At 62.3% G+C, this 23,212-nt stretch carries 21 protein-coding genes and 1 pseudogene; 18 read left to right on the top strand and 4 right to left on the bottom strand.

Features of this window, described 5'->3' with window-relative positions:
• Positions 1-81: 81 nt before the first annotated feature.
• The 5 genes from C266_RS03665 (at position 82) to aroA (ending at position 5,464) form a co-directional block, all read left to right on the top strand.
• Positions 82-666: a DUF2059 domain-containing protein gene (locus tag C266_RS03665; protein WP_010804349.1), complete on the top strand. Its 585-nt coding sequence runs from the start codon at positions 82-84 to the stop codon at positions 664-666.
• Positions 667-951: 285 nt separating this feature from the next.
• Entirely contained in the window at positions 952-2,064 is a 1,113-nt protein-coding gene (serC, locus tag C266_RS03660) for a 3-phosphoserine/phosphohydroxythreonine transaminase (RefSeq protein WP_010804348.1), read from the top strand.
• A 102-nt stretch (positions 2,065-2,166) separates the two neighbouring features.
• Positions 2,167-3,249, top strand: coding sequence for a prephenate dehydratase (gene pheA, locus C266_RS03655; RefSeq protein WP_010804347.1), 1,083 nt, complete (start codon positions 2,167-2,169; stop codon positions 3,247-3,249).
• A gap of 20 nt (positions 3,250-3,269) precedes the next feature.
• On the top strand, positions 3,270-4,142 hold the full coding sequence (locus C266_RS03650) for a prephenate dehydrogenase/arogenate dehydrogenase family protein (RefSeq protein ID WP_010804346.1): 873 nt from the start codon (positions 3,270-3,272) through the stop codon (positions 4,140-4,142).
• Positions 4,142-5,464 (top strand): 3-phosphoshikimate 1-carboxyvinyltransferase, encoded by a 1,323-nt coding sequence (aroA, locus tag C266_RS03645; protein WP_010804345.1) that lies wholly within the window; start codon positions 4,142-4,144, stop codon positions 5,462-5,464. The genes C266_RS03650 and aroA overlap by 1 nt, the downstream gene beginning before the upstream one ends.
• Before the next feature lie 117 nt (positions 5,465-5,581).
• Here aroA and C266_RS03640 read toward each other — a convergent pair whose 3' ends face one another.
• Positions 5,582-6,901, bottom strand: coding sequence for an Nramp family divalent metal transporter (locus C266_RS03640; RefSeq protein WP_010804344.1), 1,320 nt, complete (start codon positions 6,899-6,901; stop codon positions 5,582-5,584).
• Between the two features lie 111 nt (positions 6,902-7,012).
• Between C266_RS03640 and cmk the strand changes: the two genes are divergently transcribed.
• From cmk to cysM, 10 genes are all read left to right on the top strand, one after another.
• Positions 7,013-7,708: a (d)CMP kinase gene (gene cmk / locus C266_RS03635; protein ID WP_010804343.1), complete on the top strand. Its 696-nt coding sequence runs from the start codon at positions 7,013-7,015 to the stop codon at positions 7,706-7,708.
• A gap of 112 nt (positions 7,709-7,820) precedes the next feature.
• On the top strand, positions 7,821-9,524 hold the full coding sequence (gene rpsA, locus C266_RS03630; protein WP_010804342.1) for a 30S ribosomal protein S1: 1,704 nt from the start codon (positions 7,821-7,823) through the stop codon (positions 9,522-9,524).
• A gap of 12 nt (positions 9,525-9,536) precedes the next feature.
• On the top strand, positions 9,537-9,830 hold the full coding sequence (locus C266_RS03625; RefSeq protein ID WP_010804341.1) for an integration host factor subunit beta: 294 nt from the start codon (positions 9,537-9,539) through the stop codon (positions 9,828-9,830).
• A 237-nt stretch (positions 9,831-10,067) separates the two neighbouring features.
• On the top strand, positions 10,068-10,361 hold the full coding sequence (locus C266_RS03620) for a lipopolysaccharide assembly LapA domain-containing protein (RefSeq protein ID WP_010804340.1): 294 nt from the start codon (positions 10,068-10,070) through the stop codon (positions 10,359-10,361).
• Positions 10,362-10,427: 66 nt separating this feature from the next.
• Entirely contained in the window at positions 10,428-11,603 is a 1,176-nt protein-coding gene (gene lapB, locus C266_RS03615) for a lipopolysaccharide assembly protein LapB (protein ID WP_010804339.1), read from the top strand.
• A 21-nt stretch (positions 11,604-11,624) separates the two neighbouring features.
• Positions 11,625-12,998, top strand: a complete 1,374-nt coding sequence (locus C266_RS03610) for a UDP-glucose/GDP-mannose dehydrogenase family protein (protein WP_010804338.1) — start codon at positions 11,625-11,627, stop codon at positions 12,996-12,998.
• A 17-nt stretch (positions 12,999-13,015) separates the two neighbouring features.
• Positions 13,016-14,005, top strand: a complete 990-nt coding sequence (rfaE1, locus tag C266_RS03605; protein WP_010804337.1) for a D-glycero-beta-D-manno-heptose-7-phosphate kinase — start codon at positions 13,016-13,018, stop codon at positions 14,003-14,005.
• A complete protein-coding gene (rfaD, locus tag C266_RS03600) occupies positions 14,002-15,006 on the top strand; it encodes an ADP-glyceromanno-heptose 6-epimerase (RefSeq protein WP_010804336.1) in 1,005 nt (334 codons plus the stop codon). Before rfaE1 ends, rfaD begins: the two co-directional genes overlap by 4 nt.
• 155 nt (positions 15,007-15,161) lie before the next feature.
• The gene (locus tag C266_RS03595) at positions 15,162-15,908 is read left to right on the top strand and encodes a helix-hairpin-helix domain-containing protein (protein WP_010804335.1); all 747 of its coding nucleotides are present in this window, start codon (positions 15,162-15,164) and stop codon (positions 15,906-15,908) included.
• A 118-nt stretch (positions 15,909-16,026) separates the two neighbouring features.
• The gene (gene cysM / locus C266_RS03590) at positions 16,027-16,929 is read left to right on the top strand and encodes a cysteine synthase CysM (protein WP_010804334.1); all 903 of its coding nucleotides are present in this window, start codon (positions 16,027-16,029) and stop codon (positions 16,927-16,929) included.
• Positions 16,930-17,031: 102 nt separating this feature from the next.
• On the opposite strand, the gene mltB is transcribed toward cysM, so the two are convergent.
• Positions 17,032-18,270, bottom strand: a complete 1,239-nt coding sequence (gene mltB / locus C266_RS03585; RefSeq protein WP_246831136.1) for a lytic murein transglycosylase B — start codon at positions 18,268-18,270, stop codon at positions 17,032-17,034.
• A gap of 428 nt (positions 18,271-18,698) precedes the next feature.
• Between mltB and C266_RS03580 the strand changes: the two genes are divergently transcribed.
• Positions 18,699-19,622, top strand: coding sequence for a histone deacetylase family protein (locus C266_RS03580; RefSeq protein WP_010804332.1), 924 nt, complete (start codon positions 18,699-18,701; stop codon positions 19,620-19,622).
• Positions 19,623-19,681: 59 nt separating this feature from the next.
• A complete protein-coding gene (locus tag C266_RS03575; RefSeq protein WP_010804331.1) occupies positions 19,682-20,506 on the top strand; it encodes an enoyl-CoA hydratase in 825 nt (274 codons plus the stop codon).
• Positions 20,507-20,548: 42 nt separating this feature from the next.
• Here the strand turns inward: C266_RS03575 and C266_RS03570 are convergent, their stop codons facing one another.
• Positions 20,549-21,322, bottom strand: coding sequence for a ferredoxin--NADP reductase (locus tag C266_RS03570; RefSeq protein WP_010804330.1), 774 nt, complete (start codon positions 21,320-21,322; stop codon positions 20,549-20,551).
• A 126-nt stretch (positions 21,323-21,448) separates the two neighbouring features.
• Positions 21,449-22,339 (bottom strand): alpha/beta hydrolase, encoded by an 891-nt coding sequence (locus tag C266_RS03565; protein ID WP_081636150.1) that lies wholly within the window; start codon positions 22,337-22,339, stop codon positions 21,449-21,451.
• 395 nt (positions 22,340-22,734) lie between these two features.
• Between C266_RS03565 and C266_RS03560 the strand changes: the two are divergent.
• Positions 22,735-23,212 (top strand): annotated as a pseudogene (locus C266_RS03560) (electron transfer flavoprotein subunit beta/FixA family protein); the annotation flags it as partial.

The following is a 23,212-nucleotide window of genomic DNA, read 5'->3' as shown; positions in this document are numbered from 1 at the left end:
CCCGATGCAGTGAAGTGCCCAGGCGAGGATGCATCTATTTATCGTCGTCGAAAGCCGACGAACTTTGGAGTGACTATTACTATGCAACGCAACGTCAAGAAGTGGATGTGGCTGCTGCTCGCAGCACCGGCAATGGCAATGGCCCAGCAGAGCGCCCCGCTCGACGCCGACAAGAAGGCAGCGATCAAGGATCTGCTCGACGCTATCGACTCGAACAAGCTCGTTGCCGCCATCGGCGAAGGCGCGCAGGCGCAGGCCAAGCAAATGGCCATCGGTGCACTGCAGGAGCAACTGGTCGAGAACAAGACGTTGAGCGATGCGCAGAAGCAGGCGATCGTGCCGGTTCTGCAGCAGAACTCCGTGCAAAAGCTGGTGGACAACGCCGGTAAGGTTTTCGCTTCCGACGCATTCAAGAACGACGCGGTTCAGGCTCAGTACAGCGCCTACGGCAAGTACTACACCACCGACGAAATCAAGGGCCTGACGGCGTTCTACAAGAGCCCGGTCGGTCAGAAGTACATCAAGGTCCAGGATCAGGTCGGTCAAGAAGTCGTTGGTGGCCTGATGCAGAAGTACATGCCGCAATCGATCGACGCGTCGAAGAAGCAAGCTGACGCCGAGATTGCCGCTGCTGCCAAGTCGGTGAAGGCGCCGGCCAAGAAGTAAATTTCGGCCGGTCCCGACGGGATTGACCGATAATGGCCGTTTGCGAGTGATCGCAAACGGCCATTTTGCATTGAGGGGCGAAATCGGCAGGTTCTGCTCAGCATTTTCCGGAATGCAGTCGTCCTGTGCCCGAATTGCGGCGGGCAGCCGCACGCGGCGGTCATCTGGCGGTATAGTTGACCTCTGCTGCTGCCGCACCGCCGAATGATCGTCAGACGTGAAACGCAAGCCGCACGGGCCAGTCTCCGCCGGCTTGCGTTTCACTTTTACTGCTGCAAAACGATAATGACGCGCGCTTTCAATTTTTCCGCCGGTCCGGCGGCGCTGCCTGCCGAAGTACTCGCCCAGGCAGCCGAGGAAATGCTTGACTGGCATGGGGCCGGCATGGGCGTGATGGAGATGAGCCATCGCGGCCGCGAGTTCATGAGCATTCTGGCGCAGGCGCAGGCCGACCTGCGTGAGCTGCTGGCCGTGCCCGACAACTACCGGACCTTGTTCATGCAAGGAGGGGGGCTGGCGGAGAACGCTATCGTTCCGATGAACTTGCTGGGCGGGGAGCGTGCGGGCGAGCGCCGTACGGCGGATTATGTCGTCACGGGCTCGTGGTCTGAGAAGTCGCGGAAGGAAGCGCGCAAGTATTGCGACGTCAACATCGCCGCGACCACCGAGGCTGACAAGTTTACCCGGCTGCCGAAGATGGACGAATGGCAGTTGTCGAAGGACCCGGCGTACGTGCACATCTGCACGAACGAGACCATTCACGGCGTCGAGTATTTCTGGACCCCCGATCTGGCCGCTGCCGGCTTGCCGAATGTGCCGCTCGTGGCGGATGTCTCGTCGCACATTCTTTCGCGCCCGATGGACGTGTCGAAGTTTGGCGTGATGTATGGCGGTGCGCAAAAGAATATCGGGCCGTCGGGTCTCACGCTCGTCATCGTGCGTGATGATCTGCTCGGCCGTTCGCTGCCGATCACACCCAGCGCATTCGACTGGAAGATCGTTGCCGAAAACGACTCGATGTTCAACACGCCGCCGACGTACGCCATCTACATTGCCGGACTCGTGTTCCAGTGGCTCAAACGTCAGGGGGGGCTGGTTGCCATGGAAGCCCGGAACAAGGCGAAAGCCGAGCTGCTGTACGGCTATCTGGACGGCAGCGACTTTTACCGCACGCCGGTGGCGAAGGATTGCCGTTCGCGGATGAACGTGCCGTTTTTCCTGCACGACGATGCATTGAACGAAACCTTCCTGACCGGCGCCCGCGAGCGCGGTCTGCTGCAACTCAAGGGCCACAAGTCCGTGGGGGGCATGCGTGCCTCGATCTACAATGCGATGCCGCTTGCCGGTGTCGAGGCGCTGGTGGACTATCTGCGCGAATTCGAGCGCAGCCACGGCTGACGAGGGCGAACAGCCGGTGCGGCAGGAACCTTCCGACGTCCTTCGGGACATCGCACCGCGAGCTGCCTGACCATGTCCCATCGTAAGAAGACAATACGCTCCATGGATGATGATCTGAACGCATCGTTGCGCCCTCTGCGCGAGAAGATCGATGCTATCGACGTGCAGCTTTTGAAGCTGCTCAATCAACGTGCGGCCGTCGCCCTGGAAGTGGGCGAGGTCAAGAAACGTTTTGGTGCGCCGGTGTTCCGGCCCGAGCGCGAGTTGCAGGTGATTTCCCGTCTGCAACAGGCTAACGACGGTCCGCTGTATGGCGCCAATCTGGCGTCGATCTGGCGCGAGATCATGTCGGCCAGCCGCGCGCTCGAGAAGGTCATGACTGTCGCCTATCTTGGCCCGGCAGGGACTTATAGCGAGCAGGCGGCTTTCACCTATTTTGGTCAGAGTGTGAAGGGTTTGCCGTGCCCGTCGCTCGACGAGGTTTTCCGGGCCGTGGAGGCCGGTAGCGCAGACTTCGGTGTCGTGCCGGTCGAGAACTCGACCGAGGGTGTGGTGTCGCGCACCCTGGACCTGCTGCTGCAGAGTCCGCTGACGATCGGCGGTGAAATCGCCTTGCCGATTCATCATAATTTGATGACGCAATCGGGCACGCTCGATGGTGTGACGCGTATTTGCTCGCACGCCCAGTCGCTCGCACAGTGCCAGCACTGGCTGACAGCGCATTTTCCGCAACTGGAGCGTCAGGCGGTATCGAGCAATGCCGAGGCAGCGCGCATGGCGGCAGCCGATCCGGCGATTGCCGCCATCGCGGGCGAGTCGGCGGCTGCTCAGTATGGACTGCAAATCGCGTTCTCACATGTGCAGGACGATCCGCACAACCGCACGCGTTTCGTCGTGATCGGCACGCAGGACCCGGCGCCGAGCGGTCACGATCAGACCTCGCTGATTCTCTCGGTACCCAATCGGGCGGGAGCAGTGGTGGCGCTGCTCGAGCCGCTCGCGAACAACGGCGTGTCGATGACGCGATTTGAGTCGCGCCCGGCCAAGAGCGGTGCGTGGGAGTATTACTTCTACGTCGACTTCGAGGGTCATCGCGAAGATCCCAATGTTGCCAAAGCGCTCGATGTCCTGCGTCAGAACGCCGCCTATTGCAAAGTGCTCGGGTCATACCCGCGCTGCGCATAACGAGCGGCAGGCCATACATCATGAGTTTGAATAAACTCGTCATCTGCGGCGTCGGCCTGATCGGGGGTTCGCTCGCGCGTGCGCTCAAGGCGACGGGGACGGTGAAGGAAGTCGTCGGCGTGGGACGCAGCGAAGCGTCGCTCGCGCGGGCTTGCGAACTCGGTGTGATCGATCGCGCTGCCGTGTCGATGGCCGATGCCGTGACCGGAGCCGATGTGGTTGTGCTCGCGGCACCGGTGGCACAAACGCCGGCCTTGCTCGCGGCAATTCGTCCGCATCTTGGCGGCAATACGATCGTGACCGATGCGGGCAGCACCAAGACGGACGCCGTGGCGGCCGCCAGGGAAGCATTGGGTGACGAAGTTTGGCGCTTCGTGCCCGGCCATCCGATTGCCGGTGCGGAGTTGTCGGGTGTCGACGCAGCGAAAGTCGATTTGTATCGCGACCGGCGCGTCGTTCTTTGCCCGCAACCGGACAATCGCCGCGAGGATGTCGCGCAAGTGCGGGCGATGTGGGAGGCGACGGGCGCGCGTGTTTCGGAAATGTCCGAGACACAACATGATCGCGTTTTTGCGTCGGTGAGTCACTTGCCGCACGTGCTGTCGTACGCCCTCATTGCGCAGATTCTTGAGGCCCCCGACGCTGCGCTGAAATTCGGTTTCGCGGGCGGTGGCTTCCGTGACTTCACGCGTATTGCTGCATCGAATCCGGAAATGTGGCGCGATATCTGTGTGGCCAATCGCGAGGCATTGCTTGCCGAACTCGATGGCTATCTGGCTACGCTCGGCACACTGCGTGAATTGATCGACACCGGTGATGGTGCCGGTCTCGAGGCCGTGTTCGCTCGCGCCAGTCGGGCGCGAACGGATTGGGCCAAGCAACAGGAAAAGTAATGGAAACGCTTGATCTCGGCCCTTACGGCCACGCCGAAGGTACGCTGCGCCTGCCCGGTTCGAAAAGTATCTCGAACCGGGTGCTGCTGCTCGCTGCGCTGTCTCACGGAACGACCCGCGTGCGCGACCTGCTGGCATCGGACGACACGCAGGTGATGCTCGACGCATTGGCGACGCTCGGCGTGAAATGCACGCAGGTCGGTAACTCGCGCGATTACCTCGTGGAAGGCTGCGGTGGCGTGTTTCCCGTGAAGACCGCCAAGCTGTTCATGGGGAATGCAGGCACGGCCATTCGTCCGTTGACGGCGGCGCTGTCGTTGAGCCATGGCGACTATGAAGTCTCGGGCGTGGCACGCATGCATGAGCGCCCGATCGGTGATCTCGTCGATGGCTTGCGCCAACTCGGTGCGCAGATCGATTACCTCGGCAACGCCGGCTATCCCCCGCTGCATATCAAACCGGCCGACGTGGCGGCACCCGTCACGCCGATTCGCGTGCGAGGCGACGTGTCGAGTCAGTTCTTGACGGCGCTATTGCTGACATTGCCGTTGCTGCCTTCGGCAACGGGTGAGATTCTTGTCGAGGTCGAGGGAGAGCTGATTTCCAAGCCGTATATCGACATTACGCTGCGGTTGCTCCGGCGCTTTGGCATCGATGTGCGACAGGATGAGTGGTCGCGCTTCATACTGCCAGCGGCGGATGCCGATGGCGCGAAGTATCGGAGCCCTGGCGAAATCCGGGTCGAGGGCGACGCCTCGTCGGCATCCTATTTCCTCGCGGCCGGTGCGATTGGCGGCGGTCCGATGCGCGTGGAGGGCGTTGGCCGCGACAGCATTCAGGGCGACGTGCGTTTTGTGGACGCCCTTGCGGCGATGGGCGCACGCGTTACGCTGCACGACGATGCCATTGAGGTGCATGGTATCGACACGCCGAGCGGCAAGCTGCGTGCCGTCGATATGGATTTCAATCACATTCCCGATGCCGCGATGACGATCGCCGTTGCCGCACTCTTCGCTGACGGTACGACGACGCTGCGTAATGTGGCGAGCTGGCGTGTCAAGGAGACGGATCGTCTGAGCGCCATGGCGATCGAATTGCGCAAGGTGGGGGCGACGGTGGAAGAGGGGGTGGATTATCTGCGCGTCACGCCGCCGTCTTCGCTAACGCCGAATGCAGTGATCGACACCTACGACGATCATCGTATGGCAATGTGTTTCTCGCTCGTGAGTCTTGGTGGTGTTCCGGTGACGATCAACGATCCGAAGTGCGTTGCCAAGACGTTCCCGACGTATTTCGCAGAGTTCGCGCGCATCGCGTCGTAGTTTATGGGGGCAGTCGGCGGCTGAACTGCCGCAGAAGTCCGTCAGCCCTTTCGATTCGCCATCGTCTCACCGTGTGAATTGAAGCTGTGCGGCATGGTGGGCGCTGGACGCGTGCCGTCAGCCGGTCAGTGTTTGCCAAAGCAAAATGCCGTTCAGCGCGACGATGGCGCTTGCCATGAGCCAGGCGACGGCCAGCAGTGCGCCGCGCACGCGCCATTCGCCCATCAGCTTTCCGTCGCCAGCGAATCGGACCAGCGGAACGACCGCAAACGGCAGTTGCAGGCTCAGCACAACCTGACTGAAGACCAGAAGGTTCGTTGTCTGGGCTTCGCCGTTGTGTCCGACGATCAGCAGCGCGGGAAGGAGCGCCAGCGCGCGCGTGATCAGCGCACGTTGCCACGGCTTCATCCGCAAATCGAGGAAGCCTTCCATCGTGACTTGTCCCGCGAGCGTGGCGGTCACTGTCGAATTCAGGCCGCAGGCGAGGAGCGCGGCGGCAAACATCACTCCTGCCCATTGGTTACCGAGCAGCGGTGCGAGCAACCTGTGCGCGTCGCCAAGCGATTCAACCGACGTGTTTCCGCTCGCATGGAACACGCAGGCCGCCAGAATCAGGAGCGCCGCGTTGATCAGGAAGGCAAAGCCGAGCGACAGTGTGGTGTCCCAGTGCGTGGCGCGCAGTGCGCGTCGCAGTGTCGCTGGGGTGCGCTCGGGCATCGCCTCGCCGCGCACACGTAGCAGCGCCGAGTGCAGATACAGGTTGTGGGGCATGACCGTCGCGCCGAGAATGCCGGTCGCCAGCCAGAGCATGCCCGCCTGAGCGACGATCTCGCTGCGTGGGCGAAGGCCTGCGGCGGCGGCGCTCCAGTCTGGGTTGGCCAGCGCCAGTTGGGCTGCAAAGCAACCCGCCGTGAGCAGAATCAGCGCGGCTACGGCGCCTTCAAGCCGGCGTTGTCCGAAACCTTGCAATCCGAGCATGGCGAAAGCGAGCGCGCCCGCGAGCACCACACCCACCGGCAGAGAGAGGCCGAACAGCAATTGCAGCGCCACCGCGCTGCCGATGATCTCGGCAAGATCGCAGGCGATGATGGCAATCTCGCAAAGCCCCCATAACGCCAGCGAAGTGCGGCGGCTATACTGGCTACGTGAGAGTTGCGCGAGATCGCGCCCGGTTACCAGACCGACGCGTGCCGCCAACCATTGCAACAACAACGCCATCACGCTCGAGAGCAGCACAACGCTCAGCAGCGTGTATCCGTAACGGGCGCCCCCGGCGATTGCCGTGGCCCAGTTGCCCGGATCCATATACCCGACGGCGATGAGGGTGCCCGCGCCGGCGAACCCCATCCAACGCTGCGCACGGCGCGGCGCATTAGCTTGCGGGGCGGGTGGCGGCACCCATTCGGGACCGGCTAAGGGATAATCGCGGCTTTGCATGGCAGTCATATCTTTCGGTAGCGCCGGTAGCGCTTTAATCTAAATGATAATCATTATTATTTGGACGGGGGATTTTATTTTCTAATGTGTTGGATAGACAGAGACGAAGGGATGCCTGACTTGACGGTAGTAGACGACTCGATTCCGGTCATTACGGTAGATGGACCGACGGCATCCGGCAAAGGCACGGTGGCGCACCGTGTTGCCGATGCACTGGGCTTTCACTATCTAGACAGTGGGGCGCTCTATCGACTTACGGCGCTGGCGAGCGCCCGTCACGGGATCGATCCTGACGACGCCGGGGCGCTGTCGGTGCTCGCCGAAACACTCGACGTGCGGTTCAAGGAGCAGCGCATCTGGCTGGCCGGCGAAGATGTTACCGACGCGATCCGTGCCGAAGCCATCGGTAACCGGGCATCGAGTATCGCCGTGCACAAGGCGGTGCGGCAGGCGTTGATGGCGCTCCAGCGTGGGTTCAAGACCCCGCCAGGCCTCGTCGCGGACGGCCGTGATATGGGGACCGTGATCTTCCCGGAAGCCGAATTGAAGGTCTTTTTGACAGCTTCGCCACAGGCTCGTGCCGAGAGACGGTATAAGCAATTGATAGAAAAAGGTTTTTCTGCTAATATAGACAGTCTCATGCTGGATCTTGAGGCGCGTGATGCGCGGGATCGTACCCGTGCAGAGGCGCCGCTTAGGCCGGCAGAGGGTGCGCGGGTGCTCGACACGTCGGGGCTCAACGTCGATCAGGCGGTGGCTCAGGTGCTCGAATGGTTCGCGCAGGTGCAGTACCCGCAAGGCGCCTGACCGGATGTTTCATGCAGTCATCCGGCATGGTTTTGTCTAACCTTTAACCCAACCGTTGTTCGTCATCGTCAGCCCCCTCGGGAGACGGACGTCAGCGGCGTAATCCACATTTATGTCCGACCTGCAAACCTCGACCAACGAATCTTTCGCGGCGCTTTTCGAAGAGTCGCTCTCCCGCCAAGACATGCGTGCTGGTGAAGTCATCAGCGCTGAAGTCGTGCGGGTTGACCACAACTTCGTGGTCGTCAACGCCGGGCTCAAGTCCGAAGCGTACATCCCCATCGAAGAATTCCTGAATGATCAGGGCGAGGTCGAAGTTCAGGCCGGCGACTTTGTTTCCGTGGCGATCGACGCCCTGGAAAACGGCTACGGCGACACCGTGCTGTCGCGCGACAAGGCCAAGCGTCTGGCCTCGTGGCTGCAACTGGAGAAGGCCCTCGAGTCGGGCGACCTCGTGACCGGTACGATCACCGGCAAGGTCAAGGGCGGCCTGACCGTGATGGTCAACGGCATCCGTGCATTCCTGCCGGGTTCGCTGGTTGATACGCGTCCGGTCAAGGACACGACCCCGTACGAAGGCAAGACCCTCGAATTCAAGGTTATCAAGCTCGACCGCAAGCGCAACAACGTTGTGCTGTCGCGCCGTGCCGTGATCGAAGCCACCCAGGGTGAAGAGCGCGCCAAGCTGCTCGAGACGCTCAAGGAAGGCGCGATCGTCAAGGGCGTGGTCAAGAACATCACCGATTACGGTGCGTTCGTCGACCTGGGCGGTATCGACGGCCTGCTGCACATCACCGACATCGCATGGCGTCGTGTGCGTCACCCGAGCGAAGTTCTGTCGGTTGGCCAGGAAGTCACCGCCAAGATCCTCAAGTTCGATCAAGAGAAGGGCCGTGTCTCGCTGGGCGTCAAGCAACTCGGCGAAGATCCGTGGGAAGGCATCGCTCGCCGTTACCCGCAAGGCACCCGCCTGTTCGGCAAGGTCACCAACATCACCGACTACGGCGCATTCGTCGAAGTGGAATCGGGCATCGAAGGCCTGGTTCACGTGTCGGAAATGGACTGGACCAACAAGAACGTGGCCCCGACCAAGGTTGTCCAACTGGGCGACGAAGTCGAAGTCATGGTGCTCGAGATCGACGAAGACCGTCGTCGTATCAGCCTCGGCATGAAGCAGTGCAAGCCGAACCCGTGGGATGATTTCTCGCGCAACTTCAAGAAGGGCGACAAGATCAAGGGCGCAATCAAGTCGATCACCGACTTCGGCGTGTTCATTGGTCTGCCGGGCGGCATCGACGGCCTGGTCCACTTGTCGGACCTGTCGTGGAGCGAAGCTGGCGAAGAAGCCGTGCGCAAGTACAAGAAGGGCGACGAAGTCGAAGCCGTGGTTCTGGGCATCGATGTCGAGAAGGAACGCATCTCGCTGGGTATCAAGCAGCTCGAAGGCGATCCGTTCAACACCTTCGTGGCAATCCACGACAAGGGCTCGATCGTTGACGGCACCATCAAGGCTGTCGATCCGAAGGGTGCTGTCGTGTCGCTGGGTGATGACGTCGAAGGCTACCTGCGCGCATCGGAAATCTCACACGACCGTGTGGAAGATGCCCGCAATGTGCTCAAGGAAGGTGAAGCCGTCAATGCAATGATCGTCAACATCGATCGCAAGTCGCGCAACATCAACCTGTCGATCAAGGCCAAGGATTCGGCTGAACAGCAAGAAGCGATGAGCAAGCTGTCGTCGGATAGCTCGGCAGCGAGCGGCACCACGAACCTGGGTGCCCTGCTCAAAGCCAAGCTGGACAGCCAGAATCAGTAAGGTCCAAGGCCTATGACCAAGTCTGAATTGGTCAACCAGTTGGCGGCGCGGTTTCCCCAGTTGGTGCTCAAGGATGCCGATTTCGCGGTGAAGACGATTCTCGACGCGATGGCTGATGCGCTTGCGCGCGGTCATCGAATCGAGATCCGCGGTTTCGGTAGTTTTGGGCTCAACCGTCGGCCACCGCGCGTCGGCCGCAACCCGAAGTCGGGCGAGAAAGTGTTGGTGCCGGAGAAATTCGTGCCGCACTTCAAGCCGGGCAAGGAATTGCGAGAGCGGGTTGATCACAAGGCGTCGGACCAATAAGGCCCTTTGGGATCTACTACGCAAAAAAAGCGCCTTCGGGCGCTTTTTTTGCGTCTGGCGGACGCGAGTGCCAAGTGACGCAAATGTGAAGCGCGCGGCAGTACCGACGCCTCATGGAGCACATCCGGTACAATACGCCCACGTGACGGCCCGGTGCATGGACGGTGTCAATACCGTGCGCGCGAGGTCGCTCAAGTCGCAAAACATACGGCAAGCCTGCCGCAGGAGCCTTTCGGCATGAAGCTGATTGTTTGGATCGTTCGTCTTATCGTGTTCGTGGTGTTGTTGTGTCTCGCGCTCGCCAACACGGGCGCGGTCACGTTGAACCTGTTCCTGGGCCATACGTGGACAGCACCGCTCATCATGATCGGTCTGGCGTTTTTCGTGGTCGGTGGCGTGATCGGTGTACTCGCCACGTTACCGAGCCTGATGCGCCAACGCCTTGAACTGCGCCGCACGCGCCGCGATCTTGCGCGTGCGCAACGTGATACCGAAGCAAGCGATCAACCACCGATGCTGCCGCCGGTCTAAGGCGACGGCGGCGCGGCGTACGATTCTCGCCATCCTCATCGACTGTTTCAACGACAACACGCATTCATGGAATTCGAGGTCTGGTGGCTATTAGCCATCCCCGTGATTTTCGGCTGCGGCTGGGTGGCCGCGCGCCTGGATTTGCGCAGCCTGCTCTCTGAGAGCCGCAATCTGCCGGCATCCTATTTTCGCGGTCTGAACTTCCTGCTCAACGAGCAGCCCGACAAGGCGATCGACGCCTTCATTGAAGTCGCGAAGCTCGACCCCGAAACCACCGAACTGCACTTTGCGCTTGGCAGCCTGTTCCGCCGTCGCGGCGAGACGGAGCGCGCTATTCGCGTGCATCAGAACCTGCTTTCTCGTGACGATTTGCCGCAAGCCGATCAGGAGCATGCGCTCTACGAGTTGGGCCACGACTTTCTCAAGGCGGGTCTGCTTGACCGTGCCGAAGAGGCGTTCGGCCGTTTGCATACGGGCGCGTACGCCAAAGCCGCGCAACATGCGAAGCTCACGATTTATCAGATCGAGAAAGAGTGGCGTAAGGCGCTGACCGAGGCCGAGATGCTCGGTGATCTCGATCCCGCCGTGTCGTACCGCAAGGAGATTGCTCAGTTCCACTGCGAACTGGCGCAGGAAGCGCTGCAACGCAAGGACATCGCTTCGGTGACGCAAGAGCTGGATGCCGCGCTCGACGCCAATCCCGCGAACGTGCGCGCGCCTTTGCTGCGCGGCGATATGCTGCTTGCCGCCGGCGATGCGCAGGGAGCATTGACCGTGCTCAGCACGATCGAGCAACAGAATCCGGCGTATCTCGGCCTGGCGGCCAAGCGCTTGATGCGCGCGTATGACGCCTTGGGCCGTGCGCCGGAAGGACTCGTGGTGCTGCGCGATGCCTTGGACAAGAATCCGTCGGACGATCTGCTCGAGATCGTCTACGAGAAGACAGTGGCCCTCGAGGGACCGGACGCGGCGCTCAAGCTCATGCGAGAGCAGATGCGTCGCGCACCGAGCGCACTCGGCATGACGCGTCTGCTCGAAGCGCACGCCGCGACGGCGCCCCCGGATACGCAGTCCGATCTGCAACTCATGGGCAAGCTCGTCACGCAACGCACCAAGTCGTTGCCGCGCTACGTCTGCGATCAGTGCGGCTTCCGCGCGCGGCTGTTCTATTGGCAATGCCCCGGCTGTAATGGCTGGGAGACCTATACGCCGCGTCGTGCCGACGTGCCCGCGGCCTCCTAATTTCTTTAAGTTCGCGCAATCATGAAAGTCACCATCATCGGCTCCGGATACGTCGGCCTCGTTACGGGCGCTTGTCTGGCGGACGTCGGCAACGACGTGTTCTGTCTCGATGTCGATCCGCGCAAGATCGACATTCTGAACAACGGCGGTGTGCCGATCCACGAACCCGGCCTGAAGGAAATCATCGCGCGAAACCGCGAAGCCGGCCGGCTGCACTTCTCGACGGATGTCGAAGCCTCGGTCGCGCATGGCGACGTGCAGTTCATCGCCGTGGGCACTCCCCCGGATGAAGACGGCTCCGCCGACTTGCAATACGTTGTGGCCGCTGCGCGCAATATTGGCCGGTACGCCAAGAGCTTCAAGGTGATCGTCGACAAATCGACGGTGCCGGTGGGCACGGCCGACAAGGTGCGCGCTGCCGTGGCCGAAGAACTTGCCAAACGCGGTGAGGATGTGTCGTTCTCCGTCGTCTCGAATCCCGAATTCCTGAAGGAAGGCGCGGCCGTGGACGATTTCATGCGTCCGGACCGTATCGTGATCGGGGTGGACGACGACGCCGACGGCCAACAGGCGCGCGCGATGATGAAGCGCCTGTACTCGCCGTTCAACCGCAATCACGAACGTACGCTGTATATGGATGTGCGCTCGGCAGAGTTCACCAAGTACGCGGCGAACGCCATGCTGGCCACCCGTATCTCGTTCATGAACGAGTTGGCGAATCTGGCCGATCGCGTCGGCGTGGATATCGAAGACGTGCGTCAGGGCATAGGTTCGGACCCGCGTATCGGCTATCACTTCCTCTATGCCGGTTGTGGCTACGGCGGCTCGTGCTTCCCGAAGGACGTGCAGGCGCTCGTGCGCACTGCTGAAGACTACGGTGTGCCGCTGCGGATTCTGAACGCGGTGGAAGCCGTCAATGAAACGCAGAAGGCTGTGCTGATCGAGAAGATCATCAATCGCCTTGGCGACGATCTCTCGGACAAGACATTCGCGCTGTGGGGGCTGGCGTTCAAGCCGAACACCGACGACATGCGCGAGGCGCCCAGCCGTCGTGTCATCGAGGAGCTGGTGCGCCGTGGCGCGCGTGTGCGCGCCTACGATCCGGTGGCACTCGAAGAAGCGCGTCGCGTGATTGCGCTGGACTTCGCCGACGACCTCGCGGCGCATGCCCGAATCGAATTCTGTGCGACGCAGAACGACACGTTGACGGGTGCCGATGCGCTCGTCATCGTCACCGAATGGAAGGCCTTCCGTAGCCCCGATTTCGCGAAGGTGAAAACGGCGTTGTCGTTGCCGCTGATTTTCGACGGCCGTAACTTGTACGATCCGGAAGCCATGCAGGAACTCGGCATCGAGTACCACGCTATTGGCCGCGATCTGCGTAAGCCGGTCTGAGCATCCAGGAGCGACGAATGACTTCGACGGCAACTTCGCTCACGCGCACCGTACAAGCGCCTGGCATGCCCACCGTGCCTCGCGAGGCCTTCAGCCGCGCGCGCGTGCTCATCGTTGGCGACGTGATGCTCGATCGCTACTGGTTTGGCGACGTCAATCGCATTTCTCCGGAAGCACCGGTGCCGGTCGTGCATGTCAAGCGCAACGAAGAGCGCTTGGGGGGGGCGGCGAACGTGGCGCTCAATGCCGCGTCGCTGGGCGCGCAGGCAGGGCTGTTGTGCGTGCTTGGGGAAGATGAGCCGGCGGAGCGCGTGGTCGAGATGCTCGACGCGAGCGGTGTGACCGCCTTCGTGACACGCGATGCGGATCTGGCGACGACGATCAAGTTGCGCATCGTGTCGCGTCAGCAGCAACTGCTGCGCATCGACTTCGAAAACCAGCCGGCGCGTGAAGTGTTGCTGGCGGTGCTCGACCAGTATCGTCACCTGCTCGCCAACTATGACGTCGTGCTGCTCTCGGATTACGCGAAGGGCGGTCTGACGCACGTGCAACCGATGATCGAAGCCGCGCGGGCGGCCGGCAAAGCGGTACTTGTCGACCCGAAGGGCAGTGACTACGAGCGCTATCGCGGTGCCACGATCCTGACCCCGAACCGGTCGGAATTGCAGCAGGTCGTGGGCGAGTGGCGTTCGGAAGACGATCTCACGGCGCGTGCGCAGAACCTGCGCGAGTCGCTGAACCTCGAGGCGCTGCTGCTCACGCGCTCGGAAGAAGGCATGACACTCTTCACCGAAGGCGGTGCGCTGCACGTACCGGCGCAAGCGCGTGAGGTGTACGACGTTTCGGGCGCGGGCGACACCGTGATCGCAACGCTCGCGGCATCGCTCGCCGCCGGCGTGTCACTGCCGCAGGCCGTGGTGCTCGCCAACCGCGCGGGCAGTATCGTCGTGGGCAAGCTGGGCACGGCGACGGTGGACTACAACGAACTCTTTTCCGAACTGACATGACCATCATCGTGACCGGCGCTGCCGGCTTCATCGGCGCGAACATCGTCAAGGCCCTCAACGAACGCGGCGAGACCGACATCGTGGCGGTCGACAATCTCACGCGCGCCGACAAATTCCGCAATCTGGTCGATTGCGAGATCAGCGATTACCTCGATAAGACCGATTTCGTTGCGCGCTTCCAGCGCCGGGAGTTCGGCCGGGTTCGTGCGATTTTCCACGAAGGCGCCTGCTCCGACACGATGGAGACGGATGGCCGCTACATGATGGAGAACAACTTCCGCTACACGCGTGCGCTGTTCGATGCCTGTCAGGCGCAGACGGTGCCGTTCCTCTATGCGTCGTCGGCGGCAACGTACGGCGCGTCGGAAACGTTCGTGGAGTCGCGTGAGTATGAGAAGCCGCTGAACGTCTACGGCTACTCGAAGTTCCTGTTCGACCAGATCGTGCGTCGTGCCGTGCGCGACGCGGGCGGCAAGTTGCCGAGTCAGGTGGCCGGTTTCCGTTACTTCAACGTGTATGGCGCGCGTGAGGCGCACAAGGGACGCATGGCGTCGGTCGCGTTCCACAACTTCAATGAATTCCGCGCCAACGGCCGTGTGAAGCTCTTTGGCGAATACAACGGTTACGCAGCCGGTACGCAAAGCCGCGACTTCGTGTCGGTCGAAGATGTGGTCAAGGTGAATCTGCACTTCTTCGATCACCCGGAGCGCAGCGGTATCTTCAACCTTGGTACGGGCCGTGCGCAACCGTTCAACGACATTGCCGTTGCGGTGATCAATACGCTTCGCCAGGAAGCGGGCGAGGCGCCGCTGACGCTCGACGAGCTGGTCAGGCAGGGGTTGGTCGAGTACATCCCGTTCCCGGACGCCCTGCGCGGTAAGTACCAGTGCTTCACGCAGGCGAATATCGACCATCTGCGTCAGGCGGGCGGTTATCAGCAGCCGTTCTACACAGTGGGCGAAGGGGTGTCGCGCTACGTGCGCTGGCTGCTCGCGCAGTAAGCGCAGAGACGCTTTGCCGGACAGAATGGGGAGCCAGATGGCTCCCCGTTTCGTCTTATATTGCTGCCGATGTCATCCGCAGACGCGCTTGGGCGTTAATGAGGTATCGGGGGTATCCACAATATCGGCCCGAGACACCTCATAAGGAACGCACCATGCTTCGCAAACTCTTGCTGGCGGTTGTTGCCTTTTTCACCCTGTGCGGCCTGGCGATGGCCGCTGTCGACATCAATACCGCTGACCAGACGCAGCTTGAAGCGCTCAAGGGCATCGGACCGGTCAAATCCAAGGCCATCATCGAAGAACGCAACGCCCACGGGCCTTACAAGGACGCGGCTGACGTCGCCAAGCGCGTCAAGGGGTTGGGCGCCAAGTCCGTCTCCACGCTCCAATCCGAAGGCTTGACGATCAACGGGCAGGGCGGTGCTGCAGCCCCGGCGGCACCTGCGGCGTCGGCAAAATCTGCACCCGCCACCGCTCCGGCGGCCCCGGCCAAGCCGGTGCCACAAGCCACGCAGACGCCGGCAGCCCCTGCGGCCCCTGCCAAGCCCGCTACGGCAGCGCCGACGGCGCCTGTGCCGCCCACTGCCACGCAAAAGGCCCCGGTGCCTACGCCGGCCGCAGGCCCGGCCATGAAGCCGGCCTCGACCGGTGCGACGGCGACGCAGGCCAAGCCGGGCACGACGGTTCCGGCGGCGGCATCGGCTGCGGGTGCACCCGACACGAAGGCCGCGAAGTCGAAGAAGTCCAAGGAGGCTAAGGAGGCTAAGGCTGCCAAGGCGGATACGGCACCGTCGGCCGCGTCGGCCCCGGCAGCAGCGGGTGCCGGCTCGGCTCCTGCCAAATCGTCCAAATCGAAGAAGGCCAAGGCCCCGTCGCCGGCCAGTGCACCGAAGCTCTGAGGCGCTCCGGGCGGCCGGATGTCGCGCAATGCGATGTCCGGCCGAAGCCTTACCATGAGCGTGAGCAGGGCGGGTGGATTAGAATGATCCGATTCCCGATCGAAAAAAGCTCAGTGTAATGGCCTACAAGACTATCGAAGACACCATCGGCAATACGCCGCTGGTGCAATTGGTGCGTTTGCCCGACGACGACATCCGCCGCCGAAACAACGTGATTCTCGGCAAGCTCGAGGGCAACAACCCGGCGGGGTCGGTGAAAGACCGTCCGGCGCTGTCGATGATCAAGCACGCGGAATTGCGTGGCCGCATCAAACCGGGCGACACACTCATCGAAGCGACCTCCGGCAATACCGGCATCGCGCTGGCGATGGCGGCGGCGATTCGCGGCTACAAGATGGTCCTCATCATGCCGGAAGACCTCTCTGTCGAGCGTCGTCAGAGCATGGGCGCGTATGGCGCCGAAATCATCCTGACGCCGGTCAAGGGCGGCATGGAGTACGCGCGCGATCTCGCCGAACAGATGCAGCGAGACGGCCGCGGCACCATCCTGGACCAGTTCGCCAACCCGGACAACCCGCGCGCGCACTACGAGACGACCGGCCCGGAAATCTGGCGCGATACCGAAGGGCGCATCACGCACTTTGTCTCCGCGATGGGGACGACAGGCACGATCATGGGGGTATCGCAGTATCTGAAAGAGCAGAACGACGCCGTGCAGATCATCGGTGCCGAGCCGGCAGAAGGCTCGCGCATTCCCGGAATTCGCAAATGGCCGGAAGCGTATCTTCCCAAGATTTTCGACCGCTCACGTGTGGACCGCACGATCTCGGTGACGCAGGCGGATTCCGAAATCATGGCGCGCCGGATGGCTGCGGAAGAGGGCATTTTCTGCGGTATTTCGGCAGCCGGCGCATGCCACATCGCGCTGAATCTGGCGCGCGAAGTCGAGAACGCGACCATCGTGTTCGTCGTGTGCGATCGCGGCGATCGCTATCTGTCGACGGGCGTGTTCCCGGCGTGATGTGCGGCGGTGCCCTGCACCGCCTCCCCAGCGCGGGAGACACAACGAAAACGGGACCCAAGGGTCCCGTTTTTCATGGTGAACGACCACGCAGCCCCGGTATTACGGGGCGCGCGCCGCCTTGATTGCGTCGGCCAGGTCGTACACCGACATCGCGTAGAAGAAGCTGCGGTTGTAGCGCGTGAGCACGTAGAAGTTGTTCAGTCCCATACGGTACTGCGTGGCCTGTCCCGGCGTGGGCAGATCGACGATAAGCACCGGCGTGTCGCGCGAGGCCCCTACGTCGAGCCGTGGCTCGTTCATCAGCATGCCGGCCTTGACGAAGTCGCCGAGCTTCCAGTGCGGCTCGGGCTGCCCGTCGGCGCCGGCTTCCGCCAGCCCCTGACTGCCGCGATCGGCGGCGATGTTCCAGACGACCGGCTGTCCTGGCTGCCAACCGTGCTGTTTGAGGAAATTGGCGACGCTGCCGATGGCATCTGCCACATCCGTCGTCAGATTGATCTTGCCGTCGCCGGTGTAATCGACGGCGTAGTTGCGGATCGAGGACGGCATGAACTGCGGAATGCCGATGGCACCCGCGTACGACCCGTAGACGCTGAACGGATCGACGCCGCGCTCGCGTGCATAGAGCAGCAGGTTTTCCAGCTCATTGCGAAACAGCGCCATGCGCTCCGAACGGTTGCGTGCGGGCGGATAGTCGAACGCGAGCGTGGTGAGCGCGTCGATGGTGCGGAAGTTGCCCATGTTGCGCCCGTAGATCGTCTCTACGCCGATGATGGCGACGATGATCTCCTCGGGCACACCGTACTGCTTCGCCGCGCGCGCGAGCGTAGCGGCGTTCTGGTTCCAGAAGCGCACACCGCCATTGATGCGCGTGTTGTCGAGAAAATTCCTCTCGTACTTGATCCAGTTCTTCTGGCCGGGGGTGGCGGGCGGTGCGGCCAGACGTGCGGCCGTCTGCGAGAACACTACGCGCGAGAAGACTCGCTGCAACTCGGCGCGATCGAAACCGTCGCGTGCCACGATGTCGTTGATGAACGCATCGACCTCGGGGTTTGCCGCATAGCGTTGCGGCACGACCTCTTCTTCGAACTCCGCTTGCGCGACTTGCTTCGCTCGCGTTTGCGCGTGCGTGCCGGTCGCCGTCAGCGCGAAGGCACCGACGCATAGCGCAACGCCGAGCGCGCGAACCGGGCGAGACAGGCGCCAAAGGCGCGTCGTGTCGGAGGGCTTGCGGAGGGTGGCCGGGAGATAACGGCTAGTGCGGCCAGTGTCCGGTCGATGAGTGAGGCGCGAGAGCGCCAGCGGGAGCAAGTCGTACATCCGTACCGGTGATGTCATGCTGTCTGTCAGGCCTGTATGAAGTCCGAATGCGAGGCGGCCGTAGGGGCCGTCGTCGCGTTAGTCGCGTTGATGCGCTTGTCGGCGAGTATCGAAGCGATTCGACACGCGGTTAAGACTAGAGCGTCAACCATTCATGCCAGTTCCTGCCGTCCCGAATTTCAGGAGAACGGCGCTTACCGGCTGACACGGGTCTGCTGGGAGACTGCTCGGCAGTATAACCGAGTGCACCTGTGATACCTTAAGGCCTGTGCACTGTCCGTGACAGTGTTCAGGGGGATGCCGGCCATCGGCACGTGTGTGCCAGTGCAGTGCGGCACCGTGAGCCAGGCGCCACGCCCGGCCGCTACCGGACGTGGAGACCACGGCGCGGCGGGCATTCTCCGCCCGTCCCAATATAACGATTCGAAGCGATAGGCGACACACGAATGGCTACCGGGTTTTATACGCACCCCGATTGCATCCGTCACGAGATGGGAGAGTGGCATCCGGAATGTCCCGAGCGGCTGCGCGCCATCGAGGACCAACTGATCGCCGGACGTATCGACGGTTTGCTCGAGCGCCGCGAAGCGCCTGCCGCTGACGAGGCGAGTCTGCGGCTCGTGCATACGCAGGCTCACATCGACTTCATTCGAGACAACATTCCCGAATCGGGCTATTTCCCGATCGACCCGGACACGTTGCTCAATCCGTATTCGTGGCGTGCGGCCACCCGCGCGGCGGGGGCGGCGATTGCTGCGACCGATGCCGTCATTCGTGGCGAACTCGAGAACGCCTTTTGCAGCGTGCGTCCGCCGGGCCACCACGCGACACCCACGCGTGCGATGGGCTTCTGTCTGTTCAACAACGTTGCGATTGCCGCCGCCCATGCGCTGGAAGTGCACGGGCTCTCGCGCGTGGCAATCGTCGACTTCGACGTGCACCACGGCAACGGCACCGAAGCCGCATTCGCCAACGACGACCGCGTGCTGATGTGCGGCATTTTCCAGCACCCGTTCTATCCGTTTTCCGGGGCGGTCGATCCGGCCCCGAACATGCTCAACATCCCGCTCTCCGCCCGTACGTCCGGTATGCAGGCGCGCGAGGCCATCGACTACGGATGGCTGGGCCAGCTCGAAGCGTTCCGTCCGGAAATGATCTTCTTCTCGGCAGGCTTCGATGCGCACCGCGAAGACGATCTCGGCAATCTCGGACTGACCGAAGCGGACTTCATGTGGATCACCGAGCGCGTCAAAGCGGTGGCGGATCGTCATTCGAAGGGGCGTATCGTGAGCTGCCTCGAAGGCGGCTACAACCTCTCGGCGCTTGGCCGCAGCGTCGTGGCGCACCTGAGGGTGCTCGCCGACGTTTGACGTTGCGCGCTTGACCCATATGCGATGCCGCGCGTTCAGACGCGGCGCAGGAGGCGAAGATGACGGCATCCGAATCCGCGGCCGCAACGGCTGAACCCTGTGTCCTGGTCACGCGCGGCGAGGGCGAACTTGCCGGTGTGGTCACACTCACGCTGAATCGTCCACGTCATTTCAATGCGCTCAGCGAAGCGGTGCTCGACACGCTGCAACGCGCGCTCGACGACACGGCTCGCGACGCTACCGCGCGCGTGGTGGTGCTCGCGGCTGCCGGCCCGGCGTTTTGTGCGGGGCACGACCTCAAGGAGATGCGCGCCGAGCCGTCGCTCGACTACTACCGCACGTTGTTCAATCAATGCACGCGCGTGATGCTGACGATGCAGCGCATGCCGCAACCGGTGATTGCGCGGGTGCACGGCATCGCAACGGCAGCAGGGTGTCAACTGGTTGCTATGTGCGATCTGGCCGTCGCTGCGTCGACGGCGCGCTTCGCTGTCTCCGGCATCAACGTCGGCCTGTTCTGCGCGACGCCGGGTGTCGCGCTCTCGCGCAATCTCACACGAAAGCAGGCGATGGAGATGTTGCTCACGGGCGAATTCATCGACGCGCAGACGGCTCGCGAGCGTGGTCTCGTCAACCGTGTGGTCGCGATGGAGCAACTGGACGCGGAAGTGGCGGCGCTGTGCCGTTCGATTCTGGCCAAGCCCGCGGCTGCGGTGGCCGCTGGCAAGGGGTTGTTCTACCGGCAGGCCGAGACGGGCATAGAAGCGGCCTATCAGATGGCCGGGCAGACGATGGCCTGCAACATGATGGACGCGTGTGCGCTCGAAGGCGTGCAGGCGTTCATGGAGAAGCGCGCGCCCGACTGGGCGAAGCCGTCCGTCTGAAGACGGGTAACGTTCGCGCGCTGATGGCGGGCTTTCCCCGCGCTACCACTGCTTTTCAAGCACGAGCGGCCCCGGTGTGGCGGTACGGCTCACCGCATAGCCTTTGTTGGTAAACCAGGCGCGCAACTCCTTGACCATATCCGGGTTGCCGCACACCATGATGCGCGATGTGGCCGGGTCGAGCGTTGCGCCCATCGCTTTCTCCAGTTCTCCCGACGCGAGCAGCGACGTGATGCGCCCGTCAAGCGCTTCCGGCGTTTGCTCCCGCGTCACGCTCACTGCGAAGTGAAGCTTTTCGACAAGCGAGGGATCGATGTCGGGATGCGAGAAATGCCGTAATTCTTCGTAGTAAGCGAGGTCGCGTGCCCATCGCACGCTGTGCACGACGAAGATGCGTTTGAAGCGTTTCCAGACGGCCGGATCGCGCAGGATCGACACGAACGGTGCGAGGCCGGTGCCCGTGGCGAGCAGCCAGAGGTCTTCGCCGCCCGTGAATCGGTCGAGCGTCAGGAAACCGTAGGCGGTGTGATCCACGAACAACTCGTCGCCGACCTTGAGTTGCGACAGGCGTGGCGTCAATTTCCCTTCGGGAATCGTAATTGCGTAGAACTCCAATGTATCTTCGGCGGGAGAGCTGACTAGGGAAAAGGCCCGCCAGATGAGTTCTCCGTCGTCGCCAGGAAGCCCCACTCGCACGAACTGCCCTGCCGTGAATTGCAGACCGGCGGGGCGCGTGGTCTTGATGCTGAAGATCGTCGGCGTCCAGAAATGCATGCCGGTGACCGTTTGCGGCGAGTATTTCATCTGCGCTTGCATGCCGGAGGCTCCTCGCAATTCACACGAGTTCAGTGTAACGCGCAGCGGGGAATTGCGTGATGAGACCCTGTTCGCATGCAGGGTTCCTGCGTGCTCGTTTCCTCGACGGCGTGGGGCGCTTACCGTTCAGATGCTATCGTGGGCGCCCAATGCAGGTTGGGGCGATTGCGCCGACGGTGCCGCAGGCGTGCCGGGCAGGTGTTGCAGCAGCCACTGTGTCAGTTCGTCGATGACCTTCTGGCGACCGATGTCATTGAGCGTTTCATGAAAGTGCCCGGGATAGAGGCGAAGCGTCTTGTCTTGCGAACCGGCATTGCCATGGAATTGCTCGCTCGCCCACGGCGCGGTGAGTCTGTCGGCGGTGCCATGAAAGATGTAGAGCGGCAGGTGCAACGCATGGGCATTGGCGTGAATCCGTGCCATCGCGTCGAGCAGTTCTGCGGCGGTGCGAGCCGGCGTGCCGCGATAGGCGTTGAGCGGATCCTTTTTCGCCGCCGCTACGACCGCTTCGTCGCGCGCGATCAGCGCGGGATCGATCTTGAAGACGGGTACCTTCGGCAGCCAGCGGGATACCCAGCGTCCGGCTGTCGCCATCCACGGTGCAACGGGTTCTCCAGGCGCGAGCGCCGGGCTGCTCAGTATCAGCGCGCGCACATTTGCCGGCGCCCGCGTGATGGCGAACAACGCCGCGATAGCGCCCCCCATGCTGTGACCGAGCAGGAAGAGCGGCGTTGGGCCGAATGTGGTGCGTATGTGCGTGAGGAAGATCTCCGTATCGTCGAGGTACTCGTCGAAACGTTTGACGAAGACCCGCGGGCCACCGGAGCGTCCGTGCCCGCGCAGATCGTAAGCAACGGTGGCGATGCCATAGGCGGCGAAGTGTTCGGCGAGCCGCGCGTAACGCCCGCCGTGTTCTCCCATCCCGTGAACGATGGCGACGACCGCCCGCAGCGGCTCGCCGCCGGTGTCCGGCTGCCAGCGATGCACGTGCAGCGAAAGGCCGTCGCAGGCCTGCAGATGCGATTCCGAATAGGTGATCATGTCTCCTCCTGGCGCGCCGGCGGGTGGCCGTCATGCATGCAACGGCACTGCGATTATCGGGCGCGCCATTCGATCATAGTCGCCCGTGCGACGGGGTGATTTCTCTAGAGGAAATGCACCACAAGGGTACTGGCTGTGCGTCATGATTTGCATAAAAATAGCACGATCGTTCGAGGCTGGGCAAACGTGCATAGGCATCTATCTGCCGGGTTCCGGCGCCGCTATCGCGGCGAGGATCCTGCATTCGTGGCAAGTCGACAGGACATCCTTAAGATTCGCCACAAAATGCCGCAAATATGCAACGAATGCGTCATTTGCCGTGTGGTTATAATGTCAGCGGATTGACGTTAACGTAACTTTGGAGCGAGTTCATGAAGATCCTGGTACCGGTCAAACGGGTAGTGGATTACAACGTAAAGGTTCGCGTGAAGAGCGACGGCAGTGGCGTCGACATCGCGAACGTGAAGATGTCGATGAATCCGTTCGACGAAATCGCGGTGGAAGAAGCGGTGCGTCTGAAGGAAGCGGGCGTGGCGACGGAGGTGATCGCGGTGTCGGCGGGCGTTGCGCAAGCGCAGGAGACACTGCGCACGGCGCTGGCCATCGGCGCGGATCGCGCGATTCTGATCGAATCGGATGAAGAACTGCAACCGCTGGCTGTGGCCAAGTTGCTCAAGGCGGTGGTGGACAAGGAGCAGCCGCAACTGGTGATCCTGGGCAAGCAGGCGATCGACGACGACTCGAATCAAACCGGTCAGATGCTCGCGGCGCTGGCGAAGCTGCCGCAGGCGACGTTCGCCTCGAAGGTGACGGTGGCGGATAACCGTGCGCAGGTCACGCGTGAAGTGG

The sequence above is a fragment of the Pandoraea sp. SD6-2 genome (assembly GCF_000389825.1).
Taxonomy (GTDB): Bacteria; Pseudomonadota; Gammaproteobacteria; order Burkholderiales; family Burkholderiaceae; genus Pandoraea; species Pandoraea communis.
The sequence above is the reverse complement of the archived record's forward strand: the minus strand, read 5'-3'. Positions and strand labels throughout refer to the sequence as shown.

Coding starts and splice junctions, on each gene's coding strand:
- mltB (WP_246831136.1), bottom strand. CDS start 18,270: ATGACATCACCGGTACGGATGTACGACTTGCTCCCGCTGGCGCTCTCG.
- rpsA (WP_010804342.1), top strand. CDS start 7,821: ATGTCCGACCTGCAAACCTCGACCAACGAATCTTTCGCGGCGCTTTTC.
- C266_RS03650 (WP_010804346.1), top strand. CDS start 3,270: ATGAGTTTGAATAAACTCGTCATCTGCGGCGTCGGCCTGATCGGGGGT.
- C266_RS03640 (WP_010804344.1), bottom strand. CDS start 6,901: ATGCAAAGCCGCGATTATCCCTTAGCCGGTCCCGAATGGGTGCCGCCA.
- pheA (WP_010804347.1), top strand. CDS start 2,167: ATGGATGATGATCTGAACGCATCGTTGCGCCCTCTGCGCGAGAAGATC.
- lapB (WP_010804339.1), top strand. CDS start 10,428: ATGGAATTCGAGGTCTGGTGGCTATTAGCCATCCCCGTGATTTTCGGC.
- rfaD (WP_010804336.1), top strand. CDS start 14,002: ATGACCATCATCGTGACCGGCGCTGCCGGCTTCATCGGCGCGAACATC.
- cysM (WP_010804334.1), top strand. CDS start 16,027: ATGGCCTACAAGACTATCGAAGACACCATCGGCAATACGCCGCTGGTG.
- C266_RS03570 (WP_010804330.1), bottom strand. CDS start 21,322: ATGCAAGCGCAGATGAAATACTCGCCGCAAACGGTCACCGGCATGCAT.
- C266_RS03575 (WP_010804331.1), top strand. CDS start 19,682: ATGACGGCATCCGAATCCGCGGCCGCAACGGCTGAACCCTGTGTCCTG.
- C266_RS03665 (WP_010804349.1), top strand. CDS start 82: ATGCAACGCAACGTCAAGAAGTGGATGTGGCTGCTGCTCGCAGCACCG.
- C266_RS03610 (WP_010804338.1), top strand. CDS start 11,625: ATGAAAGTCACCATCATCGGCTCCGGATACGTCGGCCTCGTTACGGGC.
- serC (WP_010804348.1), top strand. CDS start 952: ATGACGCGCGCTTTCAATTTTTCCGCCGGTCCGGCGGCGCTGCCTGCC.
- C266_RS03625 (WP_010804341.1), top strand. CDS start 9,537: ATGACCAAGTCTGAATTGGTCAACCAGTTGGCGGCGCGGTTTCCCCAG.
- cmk (WP_010804343.1), top strand. CDS start 7,013: ATGCCTGACTTGACGGTAGTAGACGACTCGATTCCGGTCATTACGGTA.
- aroA (WP_010804345.1), top strand. CDS start 4,142: ATGGAAACGCTTGATCTCGGCCCTTACGGCCACGCCGAAGGTACGCTG.
- rfaE1 (WP_010804337.1), top strand. CDS start 13,016: ATGACTTCGACGGCAACTTCGCTCACGCGCACCGTACAAGCGCCTGGC.
- C266_RS03620 (WP_010804340.1), top strand. CDS start 10,068: ATGAAGCTGATTGTTTGGATCGTTCGTCTTATCGTGTTCGTGGTGTTG.
- C266_RS03580 (WP_010804332.1), top strand. CDS start 18,699: ATGGCTACCGGGTTTTATACGCACCCCGATTGCATCCGTCACGAGATG.
- C266_RS03595 (WP_010804335.1), top strand. CDS start 15,162: ATGCTTCGCAAACTCTTGCTGGCGGTTGTTGCCTTTTTCACCCTGTGC.